The 25,474-nt window shown below is 72.2% G+C and carries 26 protein-coding genes; 13 read left to right on the top strand and 13 right to left on the bottom strand.

Annotated elements, in window-relative coordinates:
- Positions 1-101 precede the first annotated feature (101 nt).
- Together ABZX75_RS03985 and ABZX75_RS03980 are read left to right on the top strand one after the other, a co-directional pair.
- Positions 102-605 (top strand): hypothetical protein, encoded by a 504-nt coding sequence (locus tag ABZX75_RS03985; RefSeq protein WP_355407536.1) that lies wholly within the window; start codon positions 102-104, stop codon positions 603-605.
- Positions 606-753: 148 nt separating this feature from the next.
- Positions 754-2,031, top strand: a complete 1,278-nt coding sequence (locus tag ABZX75_RS03980) for a hypothetical protein (protein WP_355407534.1) — start codon at positions 754-756, stop codon at positions 2,029-2,031.
- A gap of 247 nt (positions 2,032-2,278) precedes the next feature.
- Here ABZX75_RS03980 and ABZX75_RS03975 read toward each other — a convergent pair whose 3' ends face one another.
- Positions 2,279-2,560 carry a hypothetical protein gene (locus ABZX75_RS03975; protein ID WP_355407532.1) on the bottom strand — a complete coding sequence of 94 codons (282 nt, stop codon included), beginning with the start codon at positions 2,558-2,560 and terminating at the stop codon, positions 2,279-2,281.
- 178 nt (positions 2,561-2,738) lie between these two features.
- Here ABZX75_RS03975 and ABZX75_RS03970 point away from each other — a divergent pair, with 178 nt between their 5' ends.
- On the top strand, positions 2,739-3,128 hold the full coding sequence (locus ABZX75_RS03970; RefSeq protein WP_355407530.1) for a response regulator: 390 nt from the start codon (positions 2,739-2,741) through the stop codon (positions 3,126-3,128).
- A 69-nt stretch (positions 3,129-3,197) separates the two neighbouring features.
- Here ABZX75_RS03970 and ABZX75_RS03965 read toward each other — a convergent pair whose 3' ends face one another.
- From ABZX75_RS03965 to ABZX75_RS03950, 4 genes are all read right to left on the bottom strand, one after another.
- Positions 3,198-3,593, bottom strand: a complete 396-nt coding sequence (locus ABZX75_RS03965) for a DUF2267 domain-containing protein (RefSeq protein WP_355407528.1) — start codon at positions 3,591-3,593, stop codon at positions 3,198-3,200.
- A gap of 29 nt (positions 3,594-3,622) precedes the next feature.
- Positions 3,623-4,057 carry an Hsp20/alpha crystallin family protein gene (locus tag ABZX75_RS03960; RefSeq protein WP_355407526.1) on the bottom strand — a complete coding sequence of 145 codons (435 nt, stop codon included), beginning with the start codon at positions 4,055-4,057 and terminating at the stop codon, positions 3,623-3,625.
- A gap of 159 nt (positions 4,058-4,216) precedes the next feature.
- Positions 4,217-4,888, bottom strand: coding sequence for a M15 family metallopeptidase (locus ABZX75_RS03955; protein ID WP_355407524.1), 672 nt, complete (start codon positions 4,886-4,888; stop codon positions 4,217-4,219).
- Positions 4,889-5,151: 263 nt separating this feature from the next.
- On the bottom strand, positions 5,152-5,562 hold the full coding sequence (locus ABZX75_RS03950; RefSeq protein ID WP_355407522.1) for a rodlin: 411 nt from the start codon (positions 5,560-5,562) through the stop codon (positions 5,152-5,154).
- 231 nt (positions 5,563-5,793) lie between these two features.
- Here ABZX75_RS03950 and ABZX75_RS03945 point away from each other — a divergent pair, with 231 nt between their 5' ends.
- Entirely contained in the window at positions 5,794-7,371 is a 1,578-nt protein-coding gene (locus tag ABZX75_RS03945) for an AMP-binding protein (protein WP_355407520.1), read from the top strand.
- Positions 7,372-7,395: 24 nt separating this feature from the next.
- Here the strand turns inward: ABZX75_RS03945 and ABZX75_RS03940 are convergent, their stop codons facing one another.
- From ABZX75_RS03940 to ABZX75_RS03930, 3 genes are all read right to left on the bottom strand, one after another.
- Positions 7,396-7,575, bottom strand: a complete 180-nt coding sequence (locus tag ABZX75_RS03940) for a hypothetical protein (RefSeq protein ID WP_355407518.1) — start codon at positions 7,573-7,575, stop codon at positions 7,396-7,398.
- 85 nt (positions 7,576-7,660) lie between these two features.
- The gene (locus ABZX75_RS03935) at positions 7,661-8,911 is read right to left on the bottom strand and encodes a sigma-70 family RNA polymerase sigma factor (RefSeq protein ID WP_355407516.1); all 1,251 of its coding nucleotides are present in this window, start codon (positions 8,909-8,911) and stop codon (positions 7,661-7,663) included.
- Entirely contained in the window at positions 8,908-9,324 is a 417-nt protein-coding gene (locus ABZX75_RS03930; protein WP_355407514.1) for a YciI family protein, read from the bottom strand. Before ABZX75_RS03930 ends, ABZX75_RS03935 begins: the two co-directional genes overlap by 4 nt.
- Positions 9,325-9,523: 199 nt before the next feature.
- On the opposite strand from ABZX75_RS03930, the gene ABZX75_RS03925 reads away from it, so the two are divergent.
- The 5 genes from ABZX75_RS03925 (at position 9,524) to ABZX75_RS03905 (ending at position 15,405) form a co-directional block, all read left to right on the top strand.
- Positions 9,524-9,721: a serine protease inhibitor gene (locus ABZX75_RS03925; RefSeq protein ID WP_355407513.1), complete on the top strand. Its 198-nt coding sequence runs from the start codon at positions 9,524-9,526 to the stop codon at positions 9,719-9,721.
- 44 nt (positions 9,722-9,765) lie between these two features.
- The gene (locus ABZX75_RS03920) at positions 9,766-10,197 is read left to right on the top strand and encodes a GNAT family N-acetyltransferase (protein ID WP_355407511.1); all 432 of its coding nucleotides are present in this window, start codon (positions 9,766-9,768) and stop codon (positions 10,195-10,197) included.
- A 153-nt stretch (positions 10,198-10,350) separates the two neighbouring features.
- Positions 10,351-11,076, top strand: coding sequence for a hypothetical protein (locus ABZX75_RS03915; protein ID WP_355407509.1), 726 nt, complete (start codon positions 10,351-10,353; stop codon positions 11,074-11,076).
- A gap of 131 nt (positions 11,077-11,207) precedes the next feature.
- Positions 11,208-12,776, top strand: coding sequence for an oleate hydratase (locus tag ABZX75_RS03910; RefSeq protein ID WP_355407507.1), 1,569 nt, complete (start codon positions 11,208-11,210; stop codon positions 12,774-12,776).
- A gap of 847 nt (positions 12,777-13,623) precedes the next feature.
- Positions 13,624-15,405 carry a serine hydrolase gene (locus tag ABZX75_RS03905; protein WP_355407505.1) on the top strand — a complete coding sequence of 594 codons (1,782 nt, stop codon included), beginning with the start codon at positions 13,624-13,626 and terminating at the stop codon, positions 15,403-15,405.
- A 148-nt stretch (positions 15,406-15,553) separates the two neighbouring features.
- On the opposite strand, the gene ABZX75_RS03900 is transcribed toward ABZX75_RS03905, so the two are convergent.
- Positions 15,554-16,735, bottom strand: coding sequence for a S8 family peptidase (locus ABZX75_RS03900; RefSeq protein WP_355407503.1), 1,182 nt, complete (start codon positions 16,733-16,735; stop codon positions 15,554-15,556).
- 490 nt (positions 16,736-17,225) lie between these two features.
- On the opposite strand from ABZX75_RS03900, the gene ABZX75_RS03895 reads away from it, so the two are divergent.
- Both ABZX75_RS03895 and ABZX75_RS03890 read left to right on the top strand, forming a co-directional pair.
- A complete protein-coding gene (locus ABZX75_RS03895; protein ID WP_355407502.1) occupies positions 17,226-19,025 on the top strand; it encodes a thiamine pyrophosphate-requiring protein in 1,800 nt (599 codons plus the stop codon).
- A 9-nt stretch (positions 19,026-19,034) separates the two neighbouring features.
- Positions 19,035-19,835, top strand: a complete 801-nt coding sequence (locus ABZX75_RS03890; protein WP_355407501.1) for an SDR family NAD(P)-dependent oxidoreductase — start codon at positions 19,035-19,037, stop codon at positions 19,833-19,835.
- Between the two features lie 138 nt (positions 19,836-19,973).
- Here ABZX75_RS03890 and ABZX75_RS03885 read toward each other — a convergent pair whose 3' ends face one another.
- The 3 genes from ABZX75_RS03885 to ABZX75_RS03875 form a co-directional block, all read right to left on the bottom strand.
- Positions 19,974-20,789 carry a hypothetical protein gene (locus ABZX75_RS03885; protein WP_355407499.1) on the bottom strand — a complete coding sequence of 272 codons (816 nt, stop codon included), beginning with the start codon at positions 20,787-20,789 and terminating at the stop codon, positions 19,974-19,976.
- A complete protein-coding gene (locus ABZX75_RS03880; protein ID WP_355407497.1) occupies positions 20,789-22,069 on the bottom strand; it encodes a VWA domain-containing protein in 1,281 nt (426 codons plus the stop codon). The genes ABZX75_RS03885 and ABZX75_RS03880 overlap by 1 nt, the downstream gene beginning before the upstream one ends.
- A 242-nt stretch (positions 22,070-22,311) precedes the next feature.
- On the bottom strand, positions 22,312-22,722 hold the full coding sequence (locus ABZX75_RS03875) for an organic hydroperoxide resistance protein (RefSeq protein WP_355407936.1): 411 nt from the start codon (positions 22,720-22,722) through the stop codon (positions 22,312-22,314).
- Positions 22,723-22,850: 128 nt separating this feature from the next.
- On the opposite strand from ABZX75_RS03875, the gene ABZX75_RS03870 reads away from it, so the two are divergent.
- Positions 22,851-23,327, top strand: coding sequence for a MarR family transcriptional regulator (locus tag ABZX75_RS03870; RefSeq protein ID WP_355407495.1), 477 nt, complete (start codon positions 22,851-22,853; stop codon positions 23,325-23,327).
- 93 nt (positions 23,328-23,420) lie between these two features.
- The gene (locus tag ABZX75_RS03865; RefSeq protein WP_355407493.1) at positions 23,421-24,455 is read left to right on the top strand and encodes a PHP domain-containing protein; all 1,035 of its coding nucleotides are present in this window, start codon (positions 23,421-23,423) and stop codon (positions 24,453-24,455) included.
- A gap of 57 nt (positions 24,456-24,512) precedes the next feature.
- On the opposite strand, the gene ABZX75_RS03860 is transcribed toward ABZX75_RS03865, so the two are convergent.
- On the bottom strand, positions 24,513-25,433 hold the full coding sequence (locus ABZX75_RS03860) for a UbiA family prenyltransferase (RefSeq protein WP_355407491.1): 921 nt from the start codon (positions 25,431-25,433) through the stop codon (positions 24,513-24,515).
- Positions 25,434-25,474 lie beyond the last annotated feature (41 nt).

Genomic DNA, 25,474 nt, shown 5'->3' with positions numbered 1-25,474 from the left:
CAACATCCCTGTGACACTCTCCGTGGCGCACTCCGAATCCGGACGATTCCACCGGGCGGCCCGGGTTCACACCCCCACAAGGACGTGCAAGGAGGAGCGACATGAGGTACATCCCCAGGCTCACAGGACTGGTCGCGCTGGCTGTCGCGGCGACCATCGGCGGCACTTCGGGAGCGATCGCGTCAGGACCCACGGTCGACCTGAAGGTGGACGGGGTGATCGTGGTAGCGGGCTCCACCTGCAGCTGGACCAATGCGAGCACCAGCGCCGCGCCACCGAGCGCACTCACCGTCGACCGCACCACGATCAACAAGCCCGGCGGCAATCTGACGTGCGACGGCAACATCACCGCGACTCTCAACAACAACCCGGTCTTCACCTTCGACGACGCCGGCGCCGTCGCGAAGACGGACCTCATCGACATCACCGGACAGCAGGGCTTCGTCTCCTGCCGCTACAAGGCGACGAATGTCGTGTGGGACCGGGACGGGGCGACCAGGAAGTACGTCAACCGGCCCTTCACCGCCGCCAAGACATCCGGCAGCTTCCTCTGTCCCGGCTCGGTCACCACAGCGGCCGCAGACGCCTCCATGCTGTTCCACTGATCACCGCGCCGCGATCGGGGCGGCCTCCTCCGGAGCGGTCCGGGCGGGGCCGCTCCCCGCTGCGGAACCGTCACCCGGACGCAGGTCAGCGACGGTTGGCCTGTTTGCGCCGACGTGATCGGAGCGCCTAGATTCTCGCCTCATGGCCATGTCACGCAGAACGATCATCAAGGGGATGGCCGCCGCGCCGTTCATCACCGGGGCCGGAGCCGCGCTCGCCCCCAGCACGGCCCGGGCGGCCACCATCAGCCCTGGGCAGTTCACGCTCGCCGAGCGGACCTCCAACGCGTCCGGTCAGTTCACGGATCTCATCGCGGGGCTGGCGCGCTCACTGCCCGTCACCACGACGACCGGTGTGCTGGCGACCGCCAACCGTGTCGCGACCCGCCTCTCCGCCGCGCCGGCGGGCGTGGGCGGCTTCTCGCACGGCTTCACCTGGAACTCCGGCGACCAGGACGCGGTCGAATGGATTCCGCAGGGCATCACCACCAGCGCCGACGCGCTCGGCGCCGGCCTGTGGCCCGCCGGCGGCAAGCGCGTGGTGCTGGTCTCCTGGTATTTCGAGACCGACCCCAACCAGGACGACGTACACGAGCTGGCCATCGACAAGGGCATCCGCGTCAGCTTCGTCGACTACACGTCGGCCGCCGCCCCCTTGTACCGGCACGTCCTGCTCGTGGAACCCGTCCGCACGGCCGACGGCACGTACACCTACGAGCCGATCCGCAAGCACGCCGGCGGCATCATGTGGTACGGCAACCGGCTGTACGTCGTCGACACGTACAAGGGCCTGCGGGTGTTCGACATGGACCGTCTGTTCGAGGTCAGCACCGGACTCCCGGACGTCTGCGGGCTGCACACCGACGGCAGTTACCACGCCTACGACTACCGGTTCGTCCTCCCGCAGATCGGCGCGTACGACAACACCGGCACCCTGGTCCGCTTCTCGGCGGTCGGCCTCGACCGCGCGTCGGGCCCGGACAGCCTCACGGTGAGCGAGTACGCGTCCAGCCTCACCGCCCCGGTCGTCGACTACTCCGGCACCGGATGGAACGGCAACGGCACCACGATCGACACCCCCAAGATCGTCCGGTGGCCGCTCGACTACACGACCCGCAAGCTCGCCTCCACCACGGCGACCGAAGCCGTCACGGTGAAGCAGGGCAAGATCCAGGGCGTGGTCTCGCGCAACACCAAGCACTACCTTTCGACCAGCAACGGCCCGGCCTCCAACGGCAGCCTGCGCACCGTCACTTCGGGCGCCGACACACCCACCACCGTGGTCCGTCTCGGCACGGGCTGCGAGGACCTCAGCTTCCACAGCGGCACCACCACCGACTGGGCGTACCGCGAGTCCGTGATCTGGAACCTCACCGAGTACGCGGGCCGACGCGATGTCTACGCCGTGTTCGCCGACGGCTCCTGACGGCCGGGCCGGCTCGGTGGGCCCGGACCGTCGGTGAAACGGCCCGGGTCCACGGAGTCAGCGGCGGACCAGCGGTCCGCGTTCGCGTGCGACGACCACGGCACCCACCATGGCGATGCCCGGCCGGGAGACGATGACCGCCCCCACCGGACGAACGGGGCGCCGAGCGGCCGGGCGAGCAGAGCTGCGCTCACCGCCGTGCACAGGCCGACGCACGGAACCGTTTCCGCCCGGCGCCCACCGCTGTTCAGCCTCGCTTCCGGCCGCCCGCCTCGGGGGCGATGAGGGCCGTCAGCCCCGGGTCCAGCTCCGCCCCGTCGATGAGGAGCGCCTCGACCGTGCGCGTAGCGGGGTCGATGTCGGCCTCCACTCCCTCCCCGGTGTAGCGGGGGTAGCCCGAAGCGCCCGTCTGGCCGGTCGCCTCGACCACGGCCGAGCGCAAGGGGTGGTCGGCCTTGGGGCCGCCGCTCTGGTTCTTGACGTGCTCGGGCACCAACAGGATCTCGAAACGCTGCGGCTCAGTGGTCATGCCCCGACGCTAGACACCCCGGCTCCAGCCATGCAAGAACCGTGGTGGCGTCGGCCGCGTCGCGTCGCCCGGGCATCCCTCTCGTACGCTCTACGTCGAACCAGCTGCACCAGGTGCACCAGCTGACCCATTCACCACGTGCACCCGATGGACCGGATGAAGAGGAACACCGAACACCATGAGCAGCGATTCCCCGGCCAAGATCCTCCTCGTGGCGAAGGACCGCACGCTCCGGACCTTGCTCGAGCGCCTCCTCGTGGGCAGGGGCTTCACCGTGGTCGACGGCGGGAGCGGCGTGGATGCCGTGGCCCTGCTGGACCGTGACGCCCCTGTGGCCCTGGTGGTCTGCGAGCGCACGGGCCCCGGTCTGGACGAGGTGGCGATGTTCGAGGAGATCCGCCGGCACCCCGATCACCGGCTCGTGCCGATCCTCGCGCTGCCGCCCGCGGATCCGGAGTGCACGGTCCGGGCGCTGGAGGCCGGTGTGAACGAGTGCCTCGCGAAGCCGTTCCACCCCACCGAGTTCCTCACGCGCGTCGAACGGCTCGCCCGCCCCCGTACGGGCTGACACGGCGCGCGGCGCCGCCGTCACCGGCGTCCGCCGCGTCGTTCGGCAGTGACCGGCGCCATCCGGCCGTCAGGGAGCCTGGGGGCGACCGAAGAGCAGGTCGTATCCAGGTGGCAGCTGAAGTAGGATCCGCCGCATGAGGTCGTCGTCCACGGCGTCCGCCACCACGCTGAGCACGGCGCTCACATCCCATTTGGCGGTCTGCTCCGTGGCCCCGTCGATCCAGGCGGCGGCGGCCCGGACGAATCGTTCCGGATTCAGCGGCTCCGCCGCCCTGAGCGGATTGAGCAGGATCAGCGCGAAGGTCTCGGGCAGGCGGGCCGCCGTCTCCGCGCGGTCTTCGCCCACCAGATGCGCCCCGAGCAGGCCGAGCACGACGCGGGCCGCACGGTCGGCCTCTTCACGGGTGCTGTATTCGCCGCGTTCCCGGACGTTCTCCAGGAACGCCTCCTGTCGCATGACCATCGGGTACCTCCGCCGCCTCGTACGGCCGGTCAGTCGCTGATCTGCCGGCGTCCGGCGTCGCCGCCGACGGCGATCTTGCGAGGTCGGGCGCGCTCCGCGATCGGAATGCGCAGAGTCAGAACCCCGCTCTCGTAGTCCGCCTCGATCTTCTCCGTGGCCAGGGTGTCGGCGAGCATGACCTGGCGGGAGAACACCCCGAGCGGGCGTTCGGAGAGTTCCATCTCTATGGCGTCGGACTCGGTACGGGGCCGCCGCTCCGCCTTGACCGTCAGCATGTTCCGCTCGACGTCGATGTCGATCGCGTCCGCGGACACGCCCGGCAGGTCCATGGCGATCACGTACGTGTCGCCCTCGCGGTAGGCGTCCATCGGCATCGCGGTGGGCCGCGACCAGGTGCCGTCCGTACCCATCAGCTGCTGCGCGAGCCGGTCGAGCTCGCGGAACGGGTCGGTACGCATCAGCATCACGAAACACCTCCCATGCGCTACAACGTACTTCCCTTGTACCACGTCATCCAATGGATGACAACGGACATGTCATCGACACGCTGACATGTATCGCGGACGCGCCGACCACGGGCGGCACCGCCGGTTGCACCGCCCGTTGCAGCACCAGCTCCGCCGCTAGTCACCGTTCGCGGAGAAGTGCTGGTAGTCGGGGTTGGACCAGCGACCACCCCAGTGCCATCCGACCTGACGGAAGGCCGTCGTGAGGACGTCGCCCTCGCGGATCATGCCGGGAACCGGGCGATCGCGCCGCAGATGGCGGCGACCCGCCGGAGGATGGACGGCGCCCCGTCCGTCCACGTACGGGTTCTCCACGGTGTTGATGTCGACGGCGTCCCCGTACGCGTGCCGGGACAGCAGCGCCGGCGCTCCGGTGACCCGGCGGCAGTTGTAGGCGGAGGTGTTGTCATCGGCCATCGCCCGGGCGTCGTCGCCGTCGTACTCGGCCATCACGCGCATCCGGCGGATCGGGAACTTGGCCTCGAAGGCTTTGCCGAAGACGTGCAGCAGGGGCCGGACGGCCTGCTCGTGGACGACCAGTTCTCCCCGGTGGACCTCGCCGTCGAATCCCCAGTGGTTCATCCGGATCAGTCGCAGCCGGTCCACCGGCACCGGGCAGCCGGGCCGGTGCGTCGGGCCGATCTTGTCCCGCGGCACGGCGCCGACGTGGGCCGCGAGTGCCGGGAGCGGGGGCTGCAGCCGGATTCGGGGCGCCGGCGCGGAGGTACACGAGGCTCCGGTGACGCACAGGACGACGGCCACGGCCACGGCGGTGGGGGTGAGGCGCACCGCAGTACGGTACGACCGCGGACGGGCCCGCAGCCGTTCGACACCCGGCGCTCGGCGCAGCCGACGAAGTACACGCCGCATGCACAGAGCCTCCTGCCCCATCGGGGCGGGAGGCTCTGTATCCGATCGGTGCCCACGGTGACGGCCTTCCGGCCGACGCGCGCCTGCGAAAGAGCCGGATCCGCGGATCCGGGATGGAACAAGCCGGGACCCCGTGGGCACTCGCGCAGGCGTCGGAGGCCCCGGCTCGAAGAGGGGCTGCGTCAGCTGCCGGACGAGAAGTTGCCGGACAGGACCGGGATGTTGCTGAGGATGTGCGAGAGCGGCTCGTCACCCTTGGCCTGGGTGGAGTTCTCGGTGCACTGCTGGTGCTGCGGGTTGGCCAGGACGTTGATGTCCTGGATGCCGACGTTGACCAGGGCGACGATCGACTGGACGTTGACCTTCTCCGGCAGACCGATGCAGGGCTTGTTCAGGGTGCCCTGGACGAGGCTGAGCTGGGGGCTCATGGCGCCGTTCGTCGTCTGGTTGCCGTAGACCTGCGAGGCACCGTTGCCGTTGACGGTGTTGATCCCGTTGTCGTTGCCGATGGCCATGGCCGGAGCGGCAGCAGCAGCGCCCGCGCCGAGGATCGAGGCGGTGACAGCGGCGGTGGCCATAAACTTCTTGATCATTATTGGTCCTTCTGTTCCACGAGTGCCCGATGGCGTAACGGTGTAGCGCCGTGATCAACGGCGGGGCCCAAGGCAAGTTGCGGAATGTCACCCGATCAGCGGTGCGCTGCCGTGCGCCACCGCCCCGTGGAAGGCAACGCCTACGGTGTTCCGTGGGGCGGGTGCGAGCGGCGAGGGGCTTGTGGCGAGGGGCTTGTAGGGTCGGCCGCAGGGCACGGAGAGGGGTCGCACGTGGTGGCCGCACGGTACGTCACAGAGCTGGTCGGCGCGTTGGAGCGGTACGCGGGGCGTCCCGCCCTCGGCGCCGGCCGCGTGGTCATGGGGTATTCCGAGGTGCTGGACGCCGTGTACCGCCTGGCCGGGGTGCTCGCGGATGCCGGGGTCGGGCGGGGAACCGGGCTGGCCTGTGCGGCGGGCCGCAACCGGCCCGAGGTGGTGCTGGTGCGGCTCGCCGCGCACGTCCTGGGCGCACGGCTGACCCAGGTCGTCGCCGGACCGGCCTCGTACGGGCTGGACTTCATCCTGCGGGACTGCCGGCCCGACCTGGTCCTGCACGACGTTCCGGTGCCGGACACCGGTGTTCCCCGGCTCGGCCTCGACGAGCTGGCCGCGCTGGCCGGCCGCCGGGACGGGACGGCGGTGCCCGTGCGGGCGCGGGACGAGGACGTGGCGCGGGTGACCTACACCGGCGGGACCACGGGGCGGCCCAAGGGCGTGGCCTCCACCTTCGGGGCGATGGCGGCGCGCAACGACGCTCGCGGGGCGGGGTGGGCGGAGGCGGTCTACCTGTCGGTCACCTCGCTGGCACAGCGGTCCGGCGGGCGGTGTTTGGAGCAGTTGCGGGCGGGGGGCCGAGTGGAGATCCTCGACCCGTTCAAGCCCCGCGAGTTCGCCGCCGCGTGCCGGCGGCTGGGCCGGGTGTCGACGTACCTGACGACCTCGATGGTGTACCGGCTGCTGGACGATCCCGCGACCGCCGGGGGTGTGCCCGGGCTGGAGCTGATCTCGTACGGCGACTCGCCCGTCCACGCCGAGCGGCTGCGGGAGGCCGTGACCCGCTGGGGCGGGCGCTGGCAGCAGGGGTACGGCATGAACGAGGCCGCGGTGATCTGCCGCCTCACCCCGGCCGACCACGCCGCGGCGGTGGCCGGCCGCCCGGAGCTGCTGGCGTCGGTCGGGCGGCCCGTCGCGGGGGTGGAGGTCCAGGTACGGGACGCGTACGGCGCGGCGGTACCCGCGGGCGGCACCGGGGAGGTGTGGATCCGGTCGGAAGCGATGATGGCGGGCTACTGGAACCAGCCCGCGCTGACGGCCGGGGTGCTGCGGGACGGATGGCTGCGGACGGGGGATCTCGGGCATGTCGGCGGGGACGGGTATCTCTACCTCGACGACCGGGTCAAAGACGTGGTGATGGTCGACGGCGACAACGTGTACTGCGTACCGGTCGAGGCGGCGCTCACCCGGCATCCCGCGGTGGCGCAGGCCGCGGTGATCGGCCGGCACAGCGACCTCACGGGCGAGGAGGTGTGCGCCTTCCTCGTGCCGGCGGCCGACCGCACGCCCAGCGCCGCGGTGGCCGACGAGGCCTGTGACCTGGTGGAGGAGGCGCTGGCCCCGGCCTACCGGCCCGCCGCGGTGTTCTGGGTGCGGGAGATCCCGCTGACGGGCCGGGGGAAGCCGGACAAGCGACGGATGCGGGCGGATGCGGCGGGCGCCGGCGCGGCCGCCGATGCGGAGGCGGGGCCCGGTACCGCTCTGAGGTCCGATGCCCGGACGCGGCCGGATACCGGTGACGATGCCGATGCGTAGCCGAGGGGTACCCCGCGGCCGGCGCTATGCGGCCGGTACGACCGAGGCCTTTATCGCCGCGGCCCATTCTTGAAGCAGCGCCGCGTGCCGGACGCGCTCCGCGTCGGACAGGCGGCCGGCGGCGCGGGCGAAGAGACCGCGGATGTCGGCGTTGATCTCGGACAGGGGGCGTTCACCGGTCGCGTGGTCGTGGGTCGGGCTCACGTGATCAAGAGTAGGCGCGGGGTCTGACAACCGTGTCGCATGTCCGTCATGCGGACACCCGACAGCGCCCATCGGTGTGGTCCGGTCATCCTCCGATACGGGCGGCCCGCGCCTGGAGGTAGCGGCGCTCCGGGATGCTCAGGGTCCGGCCGGCGGCCGTCGCGTAGGCGGCCCGGGCCTGCGCCAGGTCACCGGCCATCTCCAGCAGGTGCGCCCGTACGGCGTCCAGGCGGTGGTGGCCGGCGAGGCGGTCGTCCGCGTCGAGGGCGGAGAGCAGCGTGAGGGCCTGTCGCGGGCCGTGCACCATGGCCACCGCGACGGCGTGGCCCAGGCGTTCCATGGGGCCCGGAGCGAGGCGGATCAGGACCTCGTAGAGGGCGAGGATCTGCGCCCAGTCGGTGTCCTCGTCGCTCGCGGCCTCGTCGTGGACGGCGGCGATCGCCGCGCGCAGCTGGTAGGGGCCGAGCCGAGTGTGTGTGAGCGCGGCGCTCACCAGGGCGACTCCCTCCGCGATGGCCGCCCGGTCCCAGCGGGTGCGGTCCTGCTCGGCCAGGGGGATCAGACTGCCGTCAGGTCCGCTGCGGGCCGCGCGGCGGGCGTCGGTGAGCAGCATGAGGGCCAGCAGGCCGGCGACCTCGCCGTCCGCCGGGAGCAGGGCGTGGACCGCGCGGGTGAGGCGGATCGCCTCGGCGGCGAGGCCGGCGCGCTGCAGGTCCCGGCCCGAGGTGGCGGTGTAGCCCTCGTTGAAGATCAGGTAGAGGACGTGGAGCACGTCCGCGAGCCGTTCGGCGTGCTCGGGGCCGTCGGGCATGCCGAAGGGCGCCCCCGCCGCCTTGAGTCGTCGTTTCGCCCGGCTGATGCGCTGCGCCATCGTGGACTCCGGCACCAGGTGGGCGCGGGCGATCTCGGCGGTGGTCAGGCCTCCCACGGCACGCAGGGTCAGCGCGGTCCGGGCCTCCGTACCGACCTCGGCTCGGCAGCACAGGAAGAGCAGTGTGAGGGTGTCGTCCTCGGCGGGGGCGCGGCTCTCCCCCGGCGGCGGCATCACGTACGCGTCGCGCGGGGTCAGCGCGGCTGCGCTCTCCTCCCGGCGCCTGCGCGCGTCCTCGCCGCGCAGCTGATCCACGAGCCGGCGTGAGGCGACCCTGATCAGCCAGCCGCGCGGATTGCCGGGAAGGCCCTGCTCGGGCCACTGCCGCGCGGCCGCCAGCAGGGCTTCTTGTACGGCGTCCTCGGCCGCGTCGAAGTGCCCGTAACGGCGGATGAGCGCGCCGAGGACCTGCGGCGCCAGTCGGCGCAGCAGGTCCTCGCTCGCGGGGGTGGGTTCGGCCGTCACATCTCGGTCCCCGACTCGTCGCCGACGGGGTGGACGACGACCGGGTAGTTCGGCGAGCCCTCCGGAATGGGGCAGGCATAGGCGCGGGCGGCGATCTCGGCGGCCCGGGCGAAGTCGGGCACGTCGACGATCCAGTACCCGGCGAGCACCTCCTTCGTCTCCCCGTACGGGCCGTCGGACACCACCGGGCTTCCGTCGGCTCCGGCCGTCACCAGGCGGGCCTGCCTCGGTTCGGCGAGCCCCTGTCCGTCGACCAGTTCCCCCGCCTCGGCGAGGTCGTCGTTCAGCGCGCGCATGTGGTCGAACATCGCCTTGAGGTCCGCTTCGGACCAGGCCGGGCTGTCGCCGCTCGCCTTTCCGCCCATGGCGTCGTAGTCGGCTTGCTTCCCGAGAAGCATCAGCATGTACTTCATGGGGTGCCACCTCTTCTGTTCGCAGCCCCGTGGGGGCCTCTCGCATGAGACGTCGGAGCCGTCCCTCCCATTTCGACACGTCGGCCGTGGCGGCGCGAGGGCGTGGCCCTCCTGGGGAAGAGCCGATCCGTGCGGGCCCGGTGTGCGGCGGTCTTTGATAGCGTCCGGCGGGAAGTTGCTTGCTTCCCTGGGAGGGGCGATGGCGGATTCCGAGTGGCCCGAGCTGATGGGCATGGACGCGCAGGCCGCGCGCGCGAGGCTGCACCGGGCCGACCCGACGCTGGTGGTGCACGTGGTCCCCCAGGACGCGGCCGTGACGATGGACTTCAACGAGAAGCGCGTACGGCTCTTCGTGGACGCCGACAACAGGGTCACCCGGGTTCCGCGCATCGGCTGAAGGCCCGCCCGCGGGGGTGGCGGGCCGCCCATTAGGCTGACCCCATGAAGATCATCGACCTTGAGCCGGGCGACTCGCGCCTGACCGACGACCTGCTCCCCGTGCTCCGCGAGCTCCGCCCCCACCTCACCGAGGACCTGTTCCGGGCGATCCTCGCCGAGGGGCACAGCCAGGGGCTGCGCTTCACCGCCGTCTACGACACCGAGGGCGCCTGCGTGGGGGCGGCCGGCTGGCGGATCGTCGCCACGACCTTCCAGGTCCGCAAGCTCTACGTCGACGACCTGGTCACCGCCGCCACCGCCCGCTCCACCGGCGTCGGCCACGCGCTCCTGGCCCACCTGGAGCAGCACGCCAGGGCTGCGGGCTGCACCGACCTGACCCTCGACTCCGGCACCCAGCGGACCGACGCCCACCGCTTCTACTTCCGCGAGCGGATGGCCGTGACCGCCTTCAACTTCTCCAAGCCCCTCGACTGACCCGGCGGCGGTCCCACAGCCTCTCCGCCCGCCCGCCCACCCCACCCACCTGCCGTGACCGAACCGTCGCTGTTCCGAAGCCCGCTCGGCCTCGTCGCCCGCGTACGTGATTGCTAGGTTCCTGCCTCAGCCGACTTTTGGGGAACCACTCGCATGCCCACGTACACCAGACCCGGCCGGGTCCTGTCCACCGGCGTTGTAGCCACCGTCCTGCTGGCAGGCTCCGTCGGGTGCGCCGACAAGGGCAGTACGGGCCCGGTGGCAGCGTCCGTCCCGGTGACGGCCACGGCAGCCCCATCCGCATCCGAGTCCCCTTCCCCATCGGCGACCGCATCCCCTTCGCCTTCCGCCTCCGCGTCCGGGACGCCCGTCCCCCCGGGCTCCGCGCCGGCGTCGCCCGCCACCCCCAAGCCCGTAACGCCGCCGGCGGCCCCGACCCGCCTGGCGGCGGCGGTCCAGACCCACGGCGGCGGGCTGGCCCTCGTACGCGGTGGCGCCGCCCAGGAGTTCACCGTCACCCTGCGCAACGGGAACTCGGCCGAGTACCGGCACCTGCTGGTCGCCTTCCAGATGGAATCGCTCGTCGGCGAGCCCGGCGACCGGCCCGGCAACGGACCGGGCTTCCTGCTGGAGCGCTTCGACCGGGCATCGGGCACTTGGCGGTCGGCCGCACTGCGCATCGCCAACGACGTCACCCCGGCGTCCCTGCTGACGGGTGGAACTCCCCTGGGTCGGGAGGCCGTCCGCGTCGAGCGCTACCGGCTGCGCGCGACCGCGGGCGGAGCGACCGGCAGCAGCCCGCTGATGGTGTCCTTCATCGACACCGATGCCGACCGGTCCGTCGCGGCGCACGTCTCCCTCCCGCATACCACCCGCTGAAGCGGCTCCCGAGACCGAGGAGGGGCGAGCCGCCCGAGCCCGCCGTGCGCGCCATACCAGGTCATAACGGGATGCATCGGTACTGTCTAAGCCGTCCAGGGCTCCCCCTGGCGGTCGAGAAAGGTACCGGGATGGCCAAGGCCCATCTGGTCGGCAGCGGGATCGCCTCACTGTCCGCGGCGGCATTCCTGATCCGCGACGGCGGCTTCGACGGCCGCGACATCGTCATCCTGGAGGAACAGGACCGCGAGGGCGGCAGCTTGGACGCGGCGGGCTCGCCGGAGACGGGCTACACCATGCGCGGCGGCCGCATGTTCGAGATCCATTTCGACTGTACATACGACCTCCTCGGCTCGATCCCGTCCCTCGACGACCCCTCGAAGTCGGTCACCGAGGACACCTTCGCCTTCCACGAGGACTTCGCCTGGGACGACCGCGCCCGGCTCGTCGACGGCGGGGGCCAGGTCATCGACGCCCACTCGATGACCTTCTCCGAGCGGGACCGCCTCGAACTCGTCAGGTGCGTGGCGACCCCCGAGCACCAGCTCGACGGAAAGCGCATCACCGACTGCTTCAGCGAGGGGTTCTTCACCACCAACTTCTGGTGGATGTGGTGCACGACCTTCGCCTTCGAACCCTGGCACAGCGCCATCGAATTCCGGCGCTACCTCAACAGGTTCGTCCACCTCTTCAAGACCTTCGACACCATGTCGGGCATCTACCGCACCAAGTTCAACCAGTTCGACTCCATCGTGCGCCCCCTGCTGAAGTGGCTGACCGATCAGGGCGTGGAGCTGCGGCTCGGCACCCGCGTCACCGACCTGCGCCTGGCCGCGGGCGATGCCCTGACCGTCGAGGCACTCGGCTGGGAGCGCGACGGCGAGAGCGGCGAGACACCCATCGGGCCCGATGACCTGGTGATGGTGACCAACGGGTCGATGACCGCGGACTCGACACTGGGCGACACCGACACCGCGCCCGTCCTGGACACTTCGCGGACAGCGGGCGCCTGGCGGTTGTGGGAGACGCTCGCCGCCAAGCGGCCCGGCCTCCTCGGCAACCCCTCGGTCTTCTGCTCCTCCGTGGAGGACTCGACCTGGGAGTCGTTCACGGTCACGACGCAGGACCCGACCTTCTTCAAGCTGATGCAGGAGTTCAGCGGCAGCGAGGCCGGCAAGGGGGGCCTGATCACCTTCAAGGATTCCAGCTGGCTGCTGACGATCGTCCTCAACCACCAGCCGCACTTCCGCGGTCAGCCCGAGGACACCTTCGTGTGGTGGGGCTACGCACTCTTCCCGGGGCGCGACGGAGACTTCGTCAAGAAGCCCATGTCGCAATGCACCGGCCGGGAGATCCTGGACGAGGTGCTGCGGCACCTGCGCTTCGAAGAGCGCCCGCAGATCCTCGACCGGTCCATCGTCATCCCGGCCCTGATGCCCTACATCACCAGCCAGTTCCTGGTGCGTTCCCGGGGGGACCGACCGCCGGTCGTCCCCGAGCGGTCGGTCAATCTCGCCTTCATCGGCCAGTACGCCGAGCTCCCCGACGATGTGGTCTTCACCGTCGAATACTCCGTCCGCACCGCGTGGACGGCGGTGGCCACGCTCCTCGGACTCGACAGGCAGCCGCCGCCCGTCTACAAGGGGCAGCACGATCCCAAGGTGCTGATCGAGGCGTTGCAGACGCTGCACCGCCGCTGACCGCCGCTGACCGCCACGGCCGCGCGTGCGCCGGGTGGCGCACGCGGGCCCGTCCGGTACGCCCTGCCGGCCAGGTCCAGGCGGAGTATGACCGAACTGTCACAGCATCCGGCGTACGGAACGGCTGGCACGCGGCGGTCATCTAGGGGTGCGGCGAGGCCCCGGGGAGGGGCGTCGTCGCACGGTATCGGCAAGAACCGGCGGGCTGGTGGCCGGGTGTGAGCAGCAAGGCGGGGATGGGATGAGAGCGGTAAGGGTGACGGACGGGACCTCCGGCACTCCGGAGCGCGTCCGGACGGATGAGCCGGGCGCGGGGGCCCCGGCTGAGGCTGCGGCTGCGGCGTCCGCCACGGGGGAAGGGGCCGCAGCGGCGGAGGCTCCCCCAATCGAACCCGTACCCGAGCCCGAGGACTCGGACCAGCCCCGGGCCGATTCCGGGGCAGAGGCCGAGCCGGAGCGCTCCGGCGAGCCTGAGGCAGGTCCGGGGTCCGGGGCCGGGACGCCAGGTGACGGGTCCGGCTCAACGGACGCGCCCGAGGCCGAAGCCCGGCCGGAGGACGCGGACCTGCCCGAGGCAGGGGCAGAGGCCGGGGCAGGACCCGCGGACTCCGACGAGCCCGAGCCCGGGCCCGGGGCAGAACGTGCGGGCTCGGATGAGACCGGCCCGGAGGCCGGGCCGAGGGCACGGCCCGACGGCTCCGACGAACCGGGCGCGGAGCCCGGCCCGGAGGCCGGGGCCGGGGCAGAACGTGCGGACTCGGACGAGCCCGGGGCGGAGGCCGGGCCGAGGGCACGGCCCGACGGCTCCGACGAACCGGATGCGGAGCCCGGCCCGGAGGCCGGGGCCATGGGGGAAGACGCCGGCCCGGCGGACACGCCCGAGGCCGAAGCCCCGCCCGAGGACGCGAACCCGCCTCAAGGAGACGGTGAGTCGCAGGCGCGCACCGACGAGCCGGAGGCAGCGTCCGGATCCGCGGTCGCGGTCGCGACAGCGACGAGAGCCGACCGCCCCGCGAAACCGGCCGAAGTCGGGCTCGCGCTCGGGCCGGAGCCCGAGCCGGAGCCCGAGGGGTCGAACCCGCCCCCGGCGGAGGCTGGGCCTCGGGCCGGGCTGAAGACCGGGCTGAAGACCGGGCTGAAGACCGGGCACGCGGGATCCGGCGGGGAAGGCGCCGATACGGGGCCGGCCGCGCGGGTGGAGCCCTGGCCGGCCGCGGAGCGGAAGAGTCAGTTCGTACTCCCCGAGGCGTTGGACGCCCCGGCCCCGGGCGACCCGCCCGCCCCGCCCGCATCCGGGTTCGTGGAGCCGACCCTGCAGGCGCCACTGCCCCCGCTGGAGCTGCTGGCCGAGCTCACCAACACCGCTGCCCCGCCGGAGACACCGCGCCGGACCCTGGTGCGCCGGCTCAAGGTATGGGCGCCGATCCTGCTGCTGCTGGCCGGCGCCTTCACCGGCGCCCAGCTGCTGCGTCCCCTGCCCGCCCCGCACGTCGTCGCCGCCGCGCCCGTCCACACCGTCGGCGGCCAGTTCACCATCCCCTGGCCGGCCGAGGGCCAAGGGGCCGTCCGCGTCCCCGGTTCCGGTGACATCGGCACCTTCGGCGAACAGAAGCCCGTGCCCACGGCCAGCGTGGCCAAGGTGATGACGGCGTACGTGATCCTCAAGAACCACCCGCTGCGCACCACCGATCCCGGCCCGGAGATCGAGGTCGACGCGAAGACCGTGGCGGACGGTACTTCCGAGAACGAATCCCGGATCGAAGGCCTCACCGCCGGGACGAAGTTCAGCCAGCAGGACATGCTCAAGATGCTCATGATCCCGTCGGGCAACAACATCGCCCGCCTGCTGGCACGTTGGGACACCGGCACCGACTCCGAAGCGGCGTTCGTGGCCAAGATGAACGCCGCCGCCCGGGAGCTCGGGATGAAGGACACCACGTACACCGACCCCAGCGGTCTGGACGCGGGCACCGTCAGCACCGCCGTCGATCAGCTGAAACTCGCCGAGGCGGTCATGAAGGACGACGCCTTCCGCGCGATCGTCGCCCTGCCCGACGCGAGGATCAAGGGGCTGCCCCAGCCGATCTACAACAACAACGGCACCCTGCTCACAGCCCCCGGCCTGAGCATCAGGGGCATCAAGACCGGGTCGAGTTCGCCCGCCGGCGGCGCCCTGATGTGGGCGGCGTACAAGACGGTCGGCGACGAGACCCCACTGATCCTCGGCACGATGATGGACCAGCACGTGGACGGGCCCGACCCCAACGCCTCGAACAGCCTGCTCCTGGTGAAGGCGAACAGCAAGAAGGTCATCGAGGCCGTACGGCAGGCGCTGGCGTCGGTCACGGCCGTCCGCAAGGGCCAGACGGTGGGCTACGTGGACGACGGGCTCGGCGGCCGAACCGCGCTGGTGGCCACGGGGGACCTGAACGTCGTCGGCGTACCGGGCCAGGCGCTGCGGCTCTCCCTCGGCACCGGCACGAAGCCGGTGCCGCGCACCGCGAAGGCGGGGGCGGAGGTGGGCGTACTGACGGTCGGCGACGGGGACGGCGCCAAGAGCGTGCCGGTCGCGGTGCGGGGCGCTCTGGCCGAGCCCTCGCTCGGTACCCGGCTCACCCGGCTCGGCTAGACCCTGCCCGGCACGGTCCGGACGGTCCGGCAGTCCTGAACGGCCAGGACGTCCTGACTGTCCTGGACGTCCTGACTGTCCTGGACGTCCGCCGTGGGGGGGCGCACCGTATGCGCCCCCGCACGGGGTCCAGGGGGTGTCCGGCCTGCTAGAGGCCGTTGGTGAAGACGATCTGGTTGGGGGAGGACTTGCTGACGCTGTTCAGGACGTCCTTGGTCGACTTGGCAGCGATGAACTCGTAGATCTCCGCCGGGGTCGCCGTGGGGTGGTTCGCCTTGTAGAGCGCGGCGACGCCGGCCACGTGCGGGGAGGCCATGGAGGTGCCGCTCAGGGCGATGGCGCCACCGCCGAGCTTGGCCGAGTCGATGGACTGGCCGGGAGCGTAGACCGAGACGCAGTTGCCGTAGTTGGAGAAGGAGGTCTCCTCGTCCCACTTGTTGCTCGCCGCGACGGTGAGGACCCGCTGGGCGGAGGCGGGCGAGACGTTGCACGCGTCCTGGGATTCGTTGCCGGCCGCGACGACCGGGAGGACGCCGGCGTCGGAGAGGGCGGTGGCGGCATCGTTGACAGCTACGGACTTGACCCCGCCCAGGGAGCCGTTGAGGACGGCGGGCTGCTTGGCGTTCTTGGCGACCCAGTCCATGCCGGCGATGATCCCCGACCAGGTGCCCTTGCCGTCGCAGCCCAGGACGCGGACGCTGACGAGGTTGGCCTTGCGGGCGACGCCGTACGTCGCGCCGGCGACCGTGCCGGCGACGTGGGTGCCGTGGCCCTGGCAGTCCAGGCCGTTCTTACCGTCGCCGATGGCGTCGAAGCCCGGGACGGCCCGGCCGCCGAACTCGGCGTGCTTGTAGTCGATGCCGGTGTCCAGGATGTACGCGGTCACGCCCGCGCCGTTGCCCTGGGGGCTGAAGCTGTTGTCGAGCGGGAGGCTCCGCTGGTCGATCCGGTCCAGGCCCCACGTCGAGGCCGGCCCCCGGAGCGTGCTCGGGCTGGCCGGGCTCGGCAGGGCGGTGATGCTCGCGTCCTCCTCCACGGACTTCACTCCGAGGGAGTTGCGGACGGTCGTCAGCTGCGCCGGGCTGAGCGGAACGGCGAACCCGTTCATCGCCGCCTTGTAGACGAAGCTGGGCTTAAGCAGCAGCTTCTCCGCCAGCTTGGCCGCGTCCACCGTCTTGTCGAGGGTCACGATGTACTTGCCCGGCACCGCGTTCGCGGAGGTGAGCAGCGGGGCGGGCTCCGGGGACGGTTGCACCGCGGACGCCGTACCGGCGAGGGCCGGGGTCATCGCGATCAGGGCTGCGGTGGTCAGACGCACGAGCATGCGCATGGAGAGAACTCCCTCAGGTTGGGCAGTCGTCACGAGACGGCCGCTCCCCTCTCAGGTGTCGTTCCGGGGGCGGCCTCCCTCTCCATCGGACGCGCCTCGGCCGGGGCTTGAGAGGGCCTGCCTCTCTTGGCCCATCGGCCGGCACCGCCATCAGAGGGCGGGTCGGCGCCGCGTGGAGAGCCCGGTCGCGCACACTGCAGAAAGGATTTACCTCGCCCGTCGCAACGCACTCCGCGTCCCACCGCGAGCGCCTCGCCCCGCTCCTTCACCCTTCCGCACAAATCACCCGTATGGCTCTGCGCGGACGGCACCTGGTGGGAGGAACGCCACGGCCGGAGCGCGCTGACCCGCGGCCAGGGCGGCCCGCGGGCGGCGGGGACGTTTGTGCGGCGGCGGACGGGTTAGCCGCGAAGCAGGCGCGTACCGCGCCGCCGGTCCCGCTCGGGCCGGATCGGACCGGATACGAACGGATACGAACGGAGCCCGCGCGATGAAGGTCTCGGACCATGTGCTGGAACGGCTGCGGGAATGGGACGTGGAGTACGTCTTCGCCTACCCCGGAGACGGAATCAACGGCCTTCTCGCGGCCTGGGGGCGGGCGGACGACGATCCGCGGTTCATTCAGTCCCGGCACGAGGAGATGTCCGCCTTCCAGGCCGTCGGGTACGCGAAGTTCTCGGGCCGGACCGGCGTGTGCGCCGCCACCTCCGGCCCGGGCGCCATCCATCTCCTCAACGGCCTCTACGACGCCAAGCTCGACCACGTCCCGGTGGTCGCCATCGTCGGGCAGACCGACCGCAGCGCGATGGGCGGCTCCTACCAGCAGGAGGTGGACCTGCTCTCCCTCTTCAAGGACGTGGCCTCGGACTTCTGCGAGATGGTCACCGTCCCGCAGCAGCTGCCCAACGTCCTGGACCGCGCTCTGCGCGTGGCCGCGGCCCGGCGTACCGTGACGGCGGTGATCATCCCGGGGGACGTGCAGGACCTGCCGTACGAGCCGCCCTCCCACGCCTTCAAGATGGTGCCCTCCAGCCAGGGCGTGGGCCGCTTCGCGCCCGTCCCGGCCGAGGAGGAGCTGACCCGCTGCGCGGAGATCCTCAACGCCGGCGAGAAGGTCGCGATGCTGATCGGCCAGGGCGCCCGGCACGCTCGCGGCGAGGTCGAGGAGGTGGCCGAGCTGCTGGGCGCGGGCGTGGCGAAGGCGCTGCTGGGCAAGGACGTACTGCCCGACACGCTGCCCTTCGTCACCGGCTCGATCGGCCTGCTCGGCACCCGGCCGTCGTACGAGCTGATGCGGGACTGCGACACCCTCCTCGTCGTCGGCTCCAGCTTCCCTTACAGCCAGTTCCTTCCCGAGTTCGGCCAGGCCAGGGGCGTGCAGATCGACATCGAGCCCGCGTTGGTCGGACTGCGCTACCCGTTCGAGGCGAACCTCGTGGGTGACGCCGCCGAGACGCTCAAGCGCCTGATTCCGCTGCTGGAACGAAAGAGCGACCGGTCCTGGCGCGACACGATCGAGCAGGGCAACGAACGCTGGTGGGAGGTGATGGAGCGCCGGGCGGCGGTGCCCGCCGATCCGCTGAACCCCGAGTACGTCGTCCACACGCTGGACGCGCTGCTGCCCGACGACGTCATCCTGGCCGCGGACTCCGGTTCCGCCGCCAACTGGTACGCGCGTCACCTGCGGATGCGGGGCAGCATGCGCGGTTCGCTCTCCGGCACCCTGGCCACCATGGGGCCCGGGGTCCCCTACGTCATCGGCGCGAAGTTCGCCCATCCCGGCCGGCCGGCCATCGCCCTCGTCGGCGACGGTGCGATGCAGATGAACGGCATGGCGGAACTGATCACGATCGCCAAGTACTACCGGCAGTGGTCCGACCCCCGCCTGGTCGTGGCCGTGCTGAACAACCGCGACCTCAACCAGGTCACCTGGGAGATGCGCGCCATGGAGGGAGCGCCGCGGTTCGAGCAGTCGCAGGCGCTGCCCGACGTGCGCTACGCCGACTTCGCCGCCCAGCTCGGCCTGTACGGGACCCGGGTGGAGCGCCCCGAGGACGTGGAACCGGCCTGGCGCAAGGCGCTGGCCGCGGACCGCCCCTTCGTCATCGACTTCCGCACCGACCCGGCCGTGCCGCCGATTCCGCCCCACTCCACCTTCGACCAGGTCAAGGCGGCGGCCTCGGCGATGCTGCGCGGGGACAGCGACCGCGCCTCCGTGGTCCGCCAGGGGGTCAAGGCCAAAATCCAGGAATTCCTGCCCGGCAGCGGTGATGCGGCGCCGGGCGGGTAGCGGCAGCGTATGAACACCTCACGCCCTCTGGCCGTCGTCACCGGTGCCTCCAGCGGCATCGGCTTCGAGCTGGCCCGGGAGTGCGCGCGTCACGGATACGACCTGGTCGTGGTCGCCGAGGACGAGCTCCTGGACGAGGCGGCCGAGCGGTTGCGCGCCCACGGCACAGCGGTGCGGGCGGTGCGGACCGACCTGGCCACCTACGACGGCGTCGAGGCCCTCCACGGCGACCTGCGGGCTCTCGGCCGGCCGGTGAACGCCGCCGTCCTCAATGCCGGCATCGGACTGGGCGGCCCCTTCCTGGAGACCGACCTCGCCGATCAGGCGCGCGTCATCGACGTCAACATCTCCTCCACGGTGCACCTGGCCAGGCGCCTGCTGGCGGACATGGCCGCACGCGGGGAGGGCCGCCTGCTGATCACCTCGTCCGTCGCGGCGGAGATGCCGGGCCCCTACCACGCCGTCTACAACGCCTCCAAGGCCTTCCTCCAGTCCTTCGCCCGCGCGTTGGGGAGCGAGCTGAAGGGCACGGGTGTCACCGTCACCGCCCTCATGCCGGGCGCCACCGACACTCGGTTCTTCCTGCGGGCCGGCCTGCTCGACACGCGGATCGGCCGGACGAAGAAGGACGATCCCGCGCTGGTGGCCAGGCAGGGTTACGCAGCGATGATGGCCGGCCGGCCCCGGAAGGTGGCCGGCTCGCTGCGCACTCGGGCAGGAGAGCGGATCACCCGCGTGCTCCCGGAGAGCGCCCGGGCGGCCCTGCACCGCCGGTGGGCCGAGCCGCACGGCAGCCGGAGCCACTTGTAGGGCGGCGGGCGGCCGGTCGGGTGGTGGCCGTTCGTGGCCGCTGGTGGTCGGTCGTGGCCGCTGGTGGTCGGTCGTGCCGCTCGCGGCCCGTCGCGGTCACGGCCCGTCGAGCTGCCCGGGCCGCGACCGCGTGCCTGTTCAGGCGCCGGACGGGACCCGGGGCGGGCGGCCGGACCCGCGCGTGAGGCCGTATCCGAAGATGCCCGCGAGGGCGCCGAGGAGACCGCCGGCGGCGGTCCATACCCAGCGGTCGGACCACCAGCCGCCCGCCCAGCCGTCCTCCGGCTCGCGCAGGGCGGAGGTCCCGGTGCCGGGGACCAGGGCGGCGGAGAGGGCGCCGTCCACGGCGTGGGCGCCGCCGGACTCCTTCACCGCCGCCTCCACGGCCGCGCGTACGGGCAGGCCGAGGTCCTCGTCCGGCAGGTCCACGACCGTCAGGCGTACGTAGTAACTGCCGGGCAGCGGGTCGTTCGACCAGGGTTCCGCCCCGGCGCGGACCGTGCGCAGGGTGCAGGACAGTTCGACCGAGGCGGCTTCCTTGGCCGCCGCCCGGGTCTGCGTGCCGTAGGTGCACGCCTGCCGGCGGCGCAGGCCGTCGTACACGTCGAGCTGCCAGGTGGAGGCGCCGTGCCGGGTCCCGGATTCGGGCAGCGTGACCGTGGCCTTCACCGTGACGCGCTGCTGGGCGTCGACGGGGAGCACCCAGTAGAGGTAGTCGCCGGTGGATGCGCCGGCCGTGGCCCGCTGCCCCGGGCGAAATGCCGTGGCGGTGCGGAAACCGGTGCCCGCCTCGGTCGGCGCGGCTTCTGCCCGGTCGCCCTTGGCGTCCTTGTCCCCCGTGCCGGTACTAGGGCTCGGGCTTGCCGACGGGGTACCGGCAGCGGCCGTTCCCGCCGTCGTGAGCAGGGCGGTGCCGGTGAGCAGGGCGGCGGTCAGTATGCGTGCGGTACGCATCAGTTGGTCCTCCAGACGGAGATGCGCCAGCGGGAGATCCATCCCCACACCAGGCCTGCCACCAGTCCGGTGAGCACCAGCACGGCCAGGAGCCACCACCCGCGTCCGAGACCGAAGGCGGCGGCGTCGGACGCCGCGTCGGGCCCGTCCACCAGGTCGATGGTCAGCTCGACGGGCATGCCGGGGGTGGTCTTGACGGAGGCGGGCGCGGAGAAGGAGTTGCTGACCTGGATGCAGACGGTCTCCGCCGGCGGTTCGGTGTCCCCGTCTCCGTCCGTGTCGTCGGCCTCGGCCTTCGGGTAGCGCAGGCCGGTGGAGAGTACGTCGGTACGCCCGTCACCCGCCTCCGAGCCGCGTACGATCTCGCGCCCGTGGACGGTCGTCGCGCGCAGCAGGACGCCGTAGTCGTTGTTGACGGCGCGGTCGGCGGCGATGCTGACCGAGGCGCGCAGCTCCTGGCCCGGCCGGACATCGACCCGGTACCAGCGGTGCTCCCCGAAGGTCTCGCGGTCGCTGTACAGACCCGCCTTGAGCTGGGGGGCGCCTTCGCACTGCTTGGCGCCCTCGGTCGCCACGGGGGTGACGACCGGGTCGGCGGCCCGGTCGACCAACTGGCGGACCCGCCCCGAGAGTTCGGCCGTGTGCTGCACCGAGGTGTACGTACCGCCGGTGGCCTCGGCGATGCAGGTCAGCTGGGCCCGCGTCTTGGCGTCCGGGACCAGCCCGAGGGTGTCGATGACGAGGTGGATGCCCTTGGCGGCGATGTCGCGGGCCACTTCGCACGGGTCGAGCGGGGCGCAGGTGTCCTCGCCGTCCGTGATGAGTACGATCCGGCGGGTGGCGTTGCCGCCCTCCAGGTCCTGGGCCGCACCGAGCAGGGCGGGTCCGATCGGCGTCCACCCGGTGGGGGCGAGCGTCGCGACGGCGGTCTTCGCCTCGGTGCGGTCCAAGGGGCCGACCGGGTACAGCTGCTTGGTGTCCTTGCAGCCGAGCGCCTTGTCCTCGCCGGCGTAGTTCGCGCCGAGGGTGCGTATGCCGAGGCGGACGTCGTCGGGTACCGCGTCGAGTACTTCGTTGAAGGCCTGCTTCGCCGCGGCCATCCGGGACTGACCGTCGATGTCGGTCGCCCGCATGGAGCCGCTGACGTCCAGGACGAGTTCGACCTTGGGGGGTTCCTTCGCGGCCGGTTCATCGGCGGCGGCGCTCGCCGGGAAGAGCCCGACGGCCAGGGCGGCGAGCAGGCCGCACGCCCCGGCCGCCAGCCGTTTTCTAGTGATCATCGCCGGATCGTATTGAGGATCGTCCGGCAATCCAAAACGGGTCCGGGGCAAGGACTTTCAGCGGCGCCACGGCCCCTGCCCGATCAGGCGGCCCTGCGCGGGGGCAGCCTGCCGCCGGGCTTGCCCGGTGGGCCAGAATGCGGTCGGCGCCGGGTGTGGCCGCCGGAAGGCGTCCGGCTTCGACGCGCGGTGGGACTGGCCCTGATCCCTCGCGGCGACGGCGCCCCTCCCTGGTGCGATGACTACTCGATGACGAGCTCGACGGTGATGTTGCCGCGGGTCGCCTTGGAGTACGGGCAGAACTCGTGCGCCTGCTTCACGAGTAGGGCGCCCGTCTCGCCCGCCAGGGATTCCGGGAGCTCGATGCGCAGGGTGGCGGCCAGGCCGAAGCCGGCGCCGTCCTTGCCGATGGAGACCTCCGCCGTCACCGACACTTCGCTCGTGTCGACCCTCGCCTGACGGCCGACGAGGCCGAGCGCGCTGGCGAAGCACGCCGCGTACCCGGCCGCGAAGAGCTGCTCGGGGTTGGTGCCCTGACCGTTGCCGCCGAGGGCCGGGGGCATGGCCAGCGCGAGGTCGATCTGGCCGTCGGAGCTGACGGTGCGGCCCTCGCGGCCGTTGGCGGTGGCGACAGCGGTGTACAGCGCGTCCATCGGGATGTCCTCTCGCAGGGTGAACCAGTAGTGCGGCCGGTACCTGACCGCGTTCCACCAGTAGAGCACGCAATTCAGTTGTGCACAATTCAATGCCGTGCAAGTGCATCCCGGGTACACTGGCCCTCATGAGCGAGAAGCCGACCGCAACCCACCCCGACCAGGACTTCCTCCGCCTGGACGGTCAGATCTGCTTCGCGCTGAACGCCGCGAGCCGCGCCTTCGGCGGCCTCTACCGCGTCGTTCTCAAGGACCTGGGACTGACCTACCCCCAGTACCTGGTGATGCTGGTGCTGTGGGAGCACGGCGAGATGCCGGTCAAGGAGATCGGACGGCACCTGCGGCTGGACTCCGGAACGCTGTCCCCCCTGCTCAAGCGGCTCGAAGCGGCCGGCCTGGTCCGCCGCGAGCGCAGCGCCGAGGACGAGCGGTCCGTGCACGCCCACCTCACCGACGAGGGACTCGCGCTGCGCGCCCGCGCGCAGGAGGTGCCGCGGCGGATCGCGACCTCGACCGGATTCGACCTCTCCGAGATCCAGGACCTCCAGGCCCGCCTGAACCAGCTCACCACCGCCCTCGACGCCGCGGTCCCGCAGGAGCCGTAAGCCGTAGGCGGGCGCCGCCGGCGCCGGCGGGCTTCGGCGGACTCCGTGCGGGGCGCCCCTCCCCTTGTCACACTGGGACCCAGGAGGTACGCGATGGACCCGGTGGCGGCGCTTGACCGGATCGCCTTCCTGCTGGAGCGCGCGCAGGCGCCGACGTACCGGGTTCAGGCCTTCCGGACGGCGGCGGCAGCCCTCGTACGGATGGGCGAGCGCGAGATGGCCGAGCGGGCCGGGGCCGGTTCGCTGGAGGCGGTGAAGGGCATCGGCCCGACCACCGCCAAGGTCGTCGTCGAAGCGCTCGGCGGGGCGGTCCCGAGCTATCTGCGGAAGCTGGAGGACGAGGCCGCGGCGCACCCCGAGGGCCCGCCGGCCACACCCGCCGCCGCCGCGCTGCGGGCGGCCCTGCGCGGCGACTGCCATCTGCACTCGGACTGGTCGGACGGGGGCAGCCCGATCGAGGCCATGGGCCGGGCCGCGGCGGGCCTCGGCCACTCCTGGGCGGCTCTCACCGACCACTCGCCGCGTCTGACGATCGCCCGGGGCCTCTCGCCGGATCGGCTGCGCGAACAGCTGCGGGTGGTGGCGGCGCTGAACGAGACCTGGGCGCCGTTCCGGCTGCTCACCGGCATCGAGTGCGACATCCTGCTGGACGGGTCCCTCGACCAGGAGCCGGAGCTGCTGGACCGGCTCGACGTCGTCGTCGCCTCCGTCCACTCGAAGCTGCGCATGGACGCGCCGTCGATGACCCGTCGGATGCTCGCGGCCGTACGCAACCCCCTCATGGACGTCCTCGGCCACTGCACGGGGCGGCTGGTGACCGGCCGGGGCCGCCCCGAGTCGGAGTTCGACGCGGAAAAGGTCTTCGCGGCCTGCGCGGAGTCCGGTACCGCGGTGGAGATCAACAGCCGGCCGGAGCGGCTCGATCCGCCACGGAGGCTGCTGCGGCTGGCCGTGGAGACCGGGACGTTGTTCGCCATCGACACGGACGCGCACGCCCCGGGCCAGCTCGACTGGCAGATCCTCGGCTGCGAACGGGCGGTGGAGTGCGGCGTCCCGGCCGACCGCGTCGTCAACACCTGGACGGCGGACCAGCTGCTGACCTGGACCCGCACCCGGAACACTCCCTGAGGGCGGCGAGGTGCCCGTAGCTGTCGTCGTGCACCGGTCAGGGTTACCGGACGGCCGTTAGCGGCGGAGCTCCACCAGCAGCAGCACCACATCGGCTCCGGCGACCGCCATCGTGGCGAGGAACGGCACGCGGCCGCCCGGCCGGAAGGCCGCGAGCAGGATCGTCGCGGCCGTCACCGCCAGCAGCCCCCAGCCGTACGCCGTCACCCGCCCGGGCGGTCCCGTCACCAGGGCGGCGGTCGAGCCGAGGACGAGGAGGCCCGCGAGGACGCCCGCGCGCCGGACGCCGAGCCGTTGCGGCAGGCCCCTGACCCCGGTGGCGAGGTCGTCGTCGATGTCGGGCAGGACGTTGGCGAAGTGCGCGCCCGCGCCGAGGAGGGCCGCGGCGGCCGTGAGCCACGTCGGGGGCCAGGGCGCGCCCGGCAGGCCCAGGGTGACGAAGGCGGGCAGCAGGCCGAAGGCCAGGGCGTACGGGAGCCAGGAGACGGGCGTGCTCTTCAGCCGGAGGTTGTACGCCCACGCGGCCGCCACACCGGCGAGGTGCACGGCGCCGGCGAGCGGCCCGCACGCCAGCGACAGCGGGACGCAGAGCAGCAGGGCCAGGGCCGCTGCCCTGGCCACGGTGGCGGGTTGCACCGTACCGGCCACCAGGGGTTTGTCCCGGCGGCCCGTGGCCAGGTCGCGCCGGTGGTCGGCCCGGTCGTTGCACCAGCCCACCGACAGCTGCCCGGCGGCCACGGCGCCCACGGTGGCGGCGGCCCCGGGGAGACCGCGGCCCACGGCGGCCGCCAGCGCGGCGGCGAGGAGGGTGACGGCCGCCGCCGGTAGCGGGTGGCATGCCGCCAGCAGGCCGGGGAGCGTGCTGCGGCGCGCGTCGGTGGCGGTGGACGGGGCGGTGGAGGTGGAGGTGGCGGTGGACGTGGAGAGAGCGGTGGCGGGGCCGGGCGGCCGTCGGGGCTCTGTGGTTCGGGCGGGCACGGCGCCACGCTATGCGGCGCCGCGCCCGGTTCCCGTGATTC

The sequence above is a fragment of the Streptomyces sp. NPDC003038 genome, assembly GCF_040611115.1.
Lineage (GTDB): Bacteria > Actinomycetota > Actinomycetes > Streptomycetales > Streptomycetaceae > Streptomyces.
This window is presented reverse-complemented; position numbering and strand designations above follow the sequence as displayed.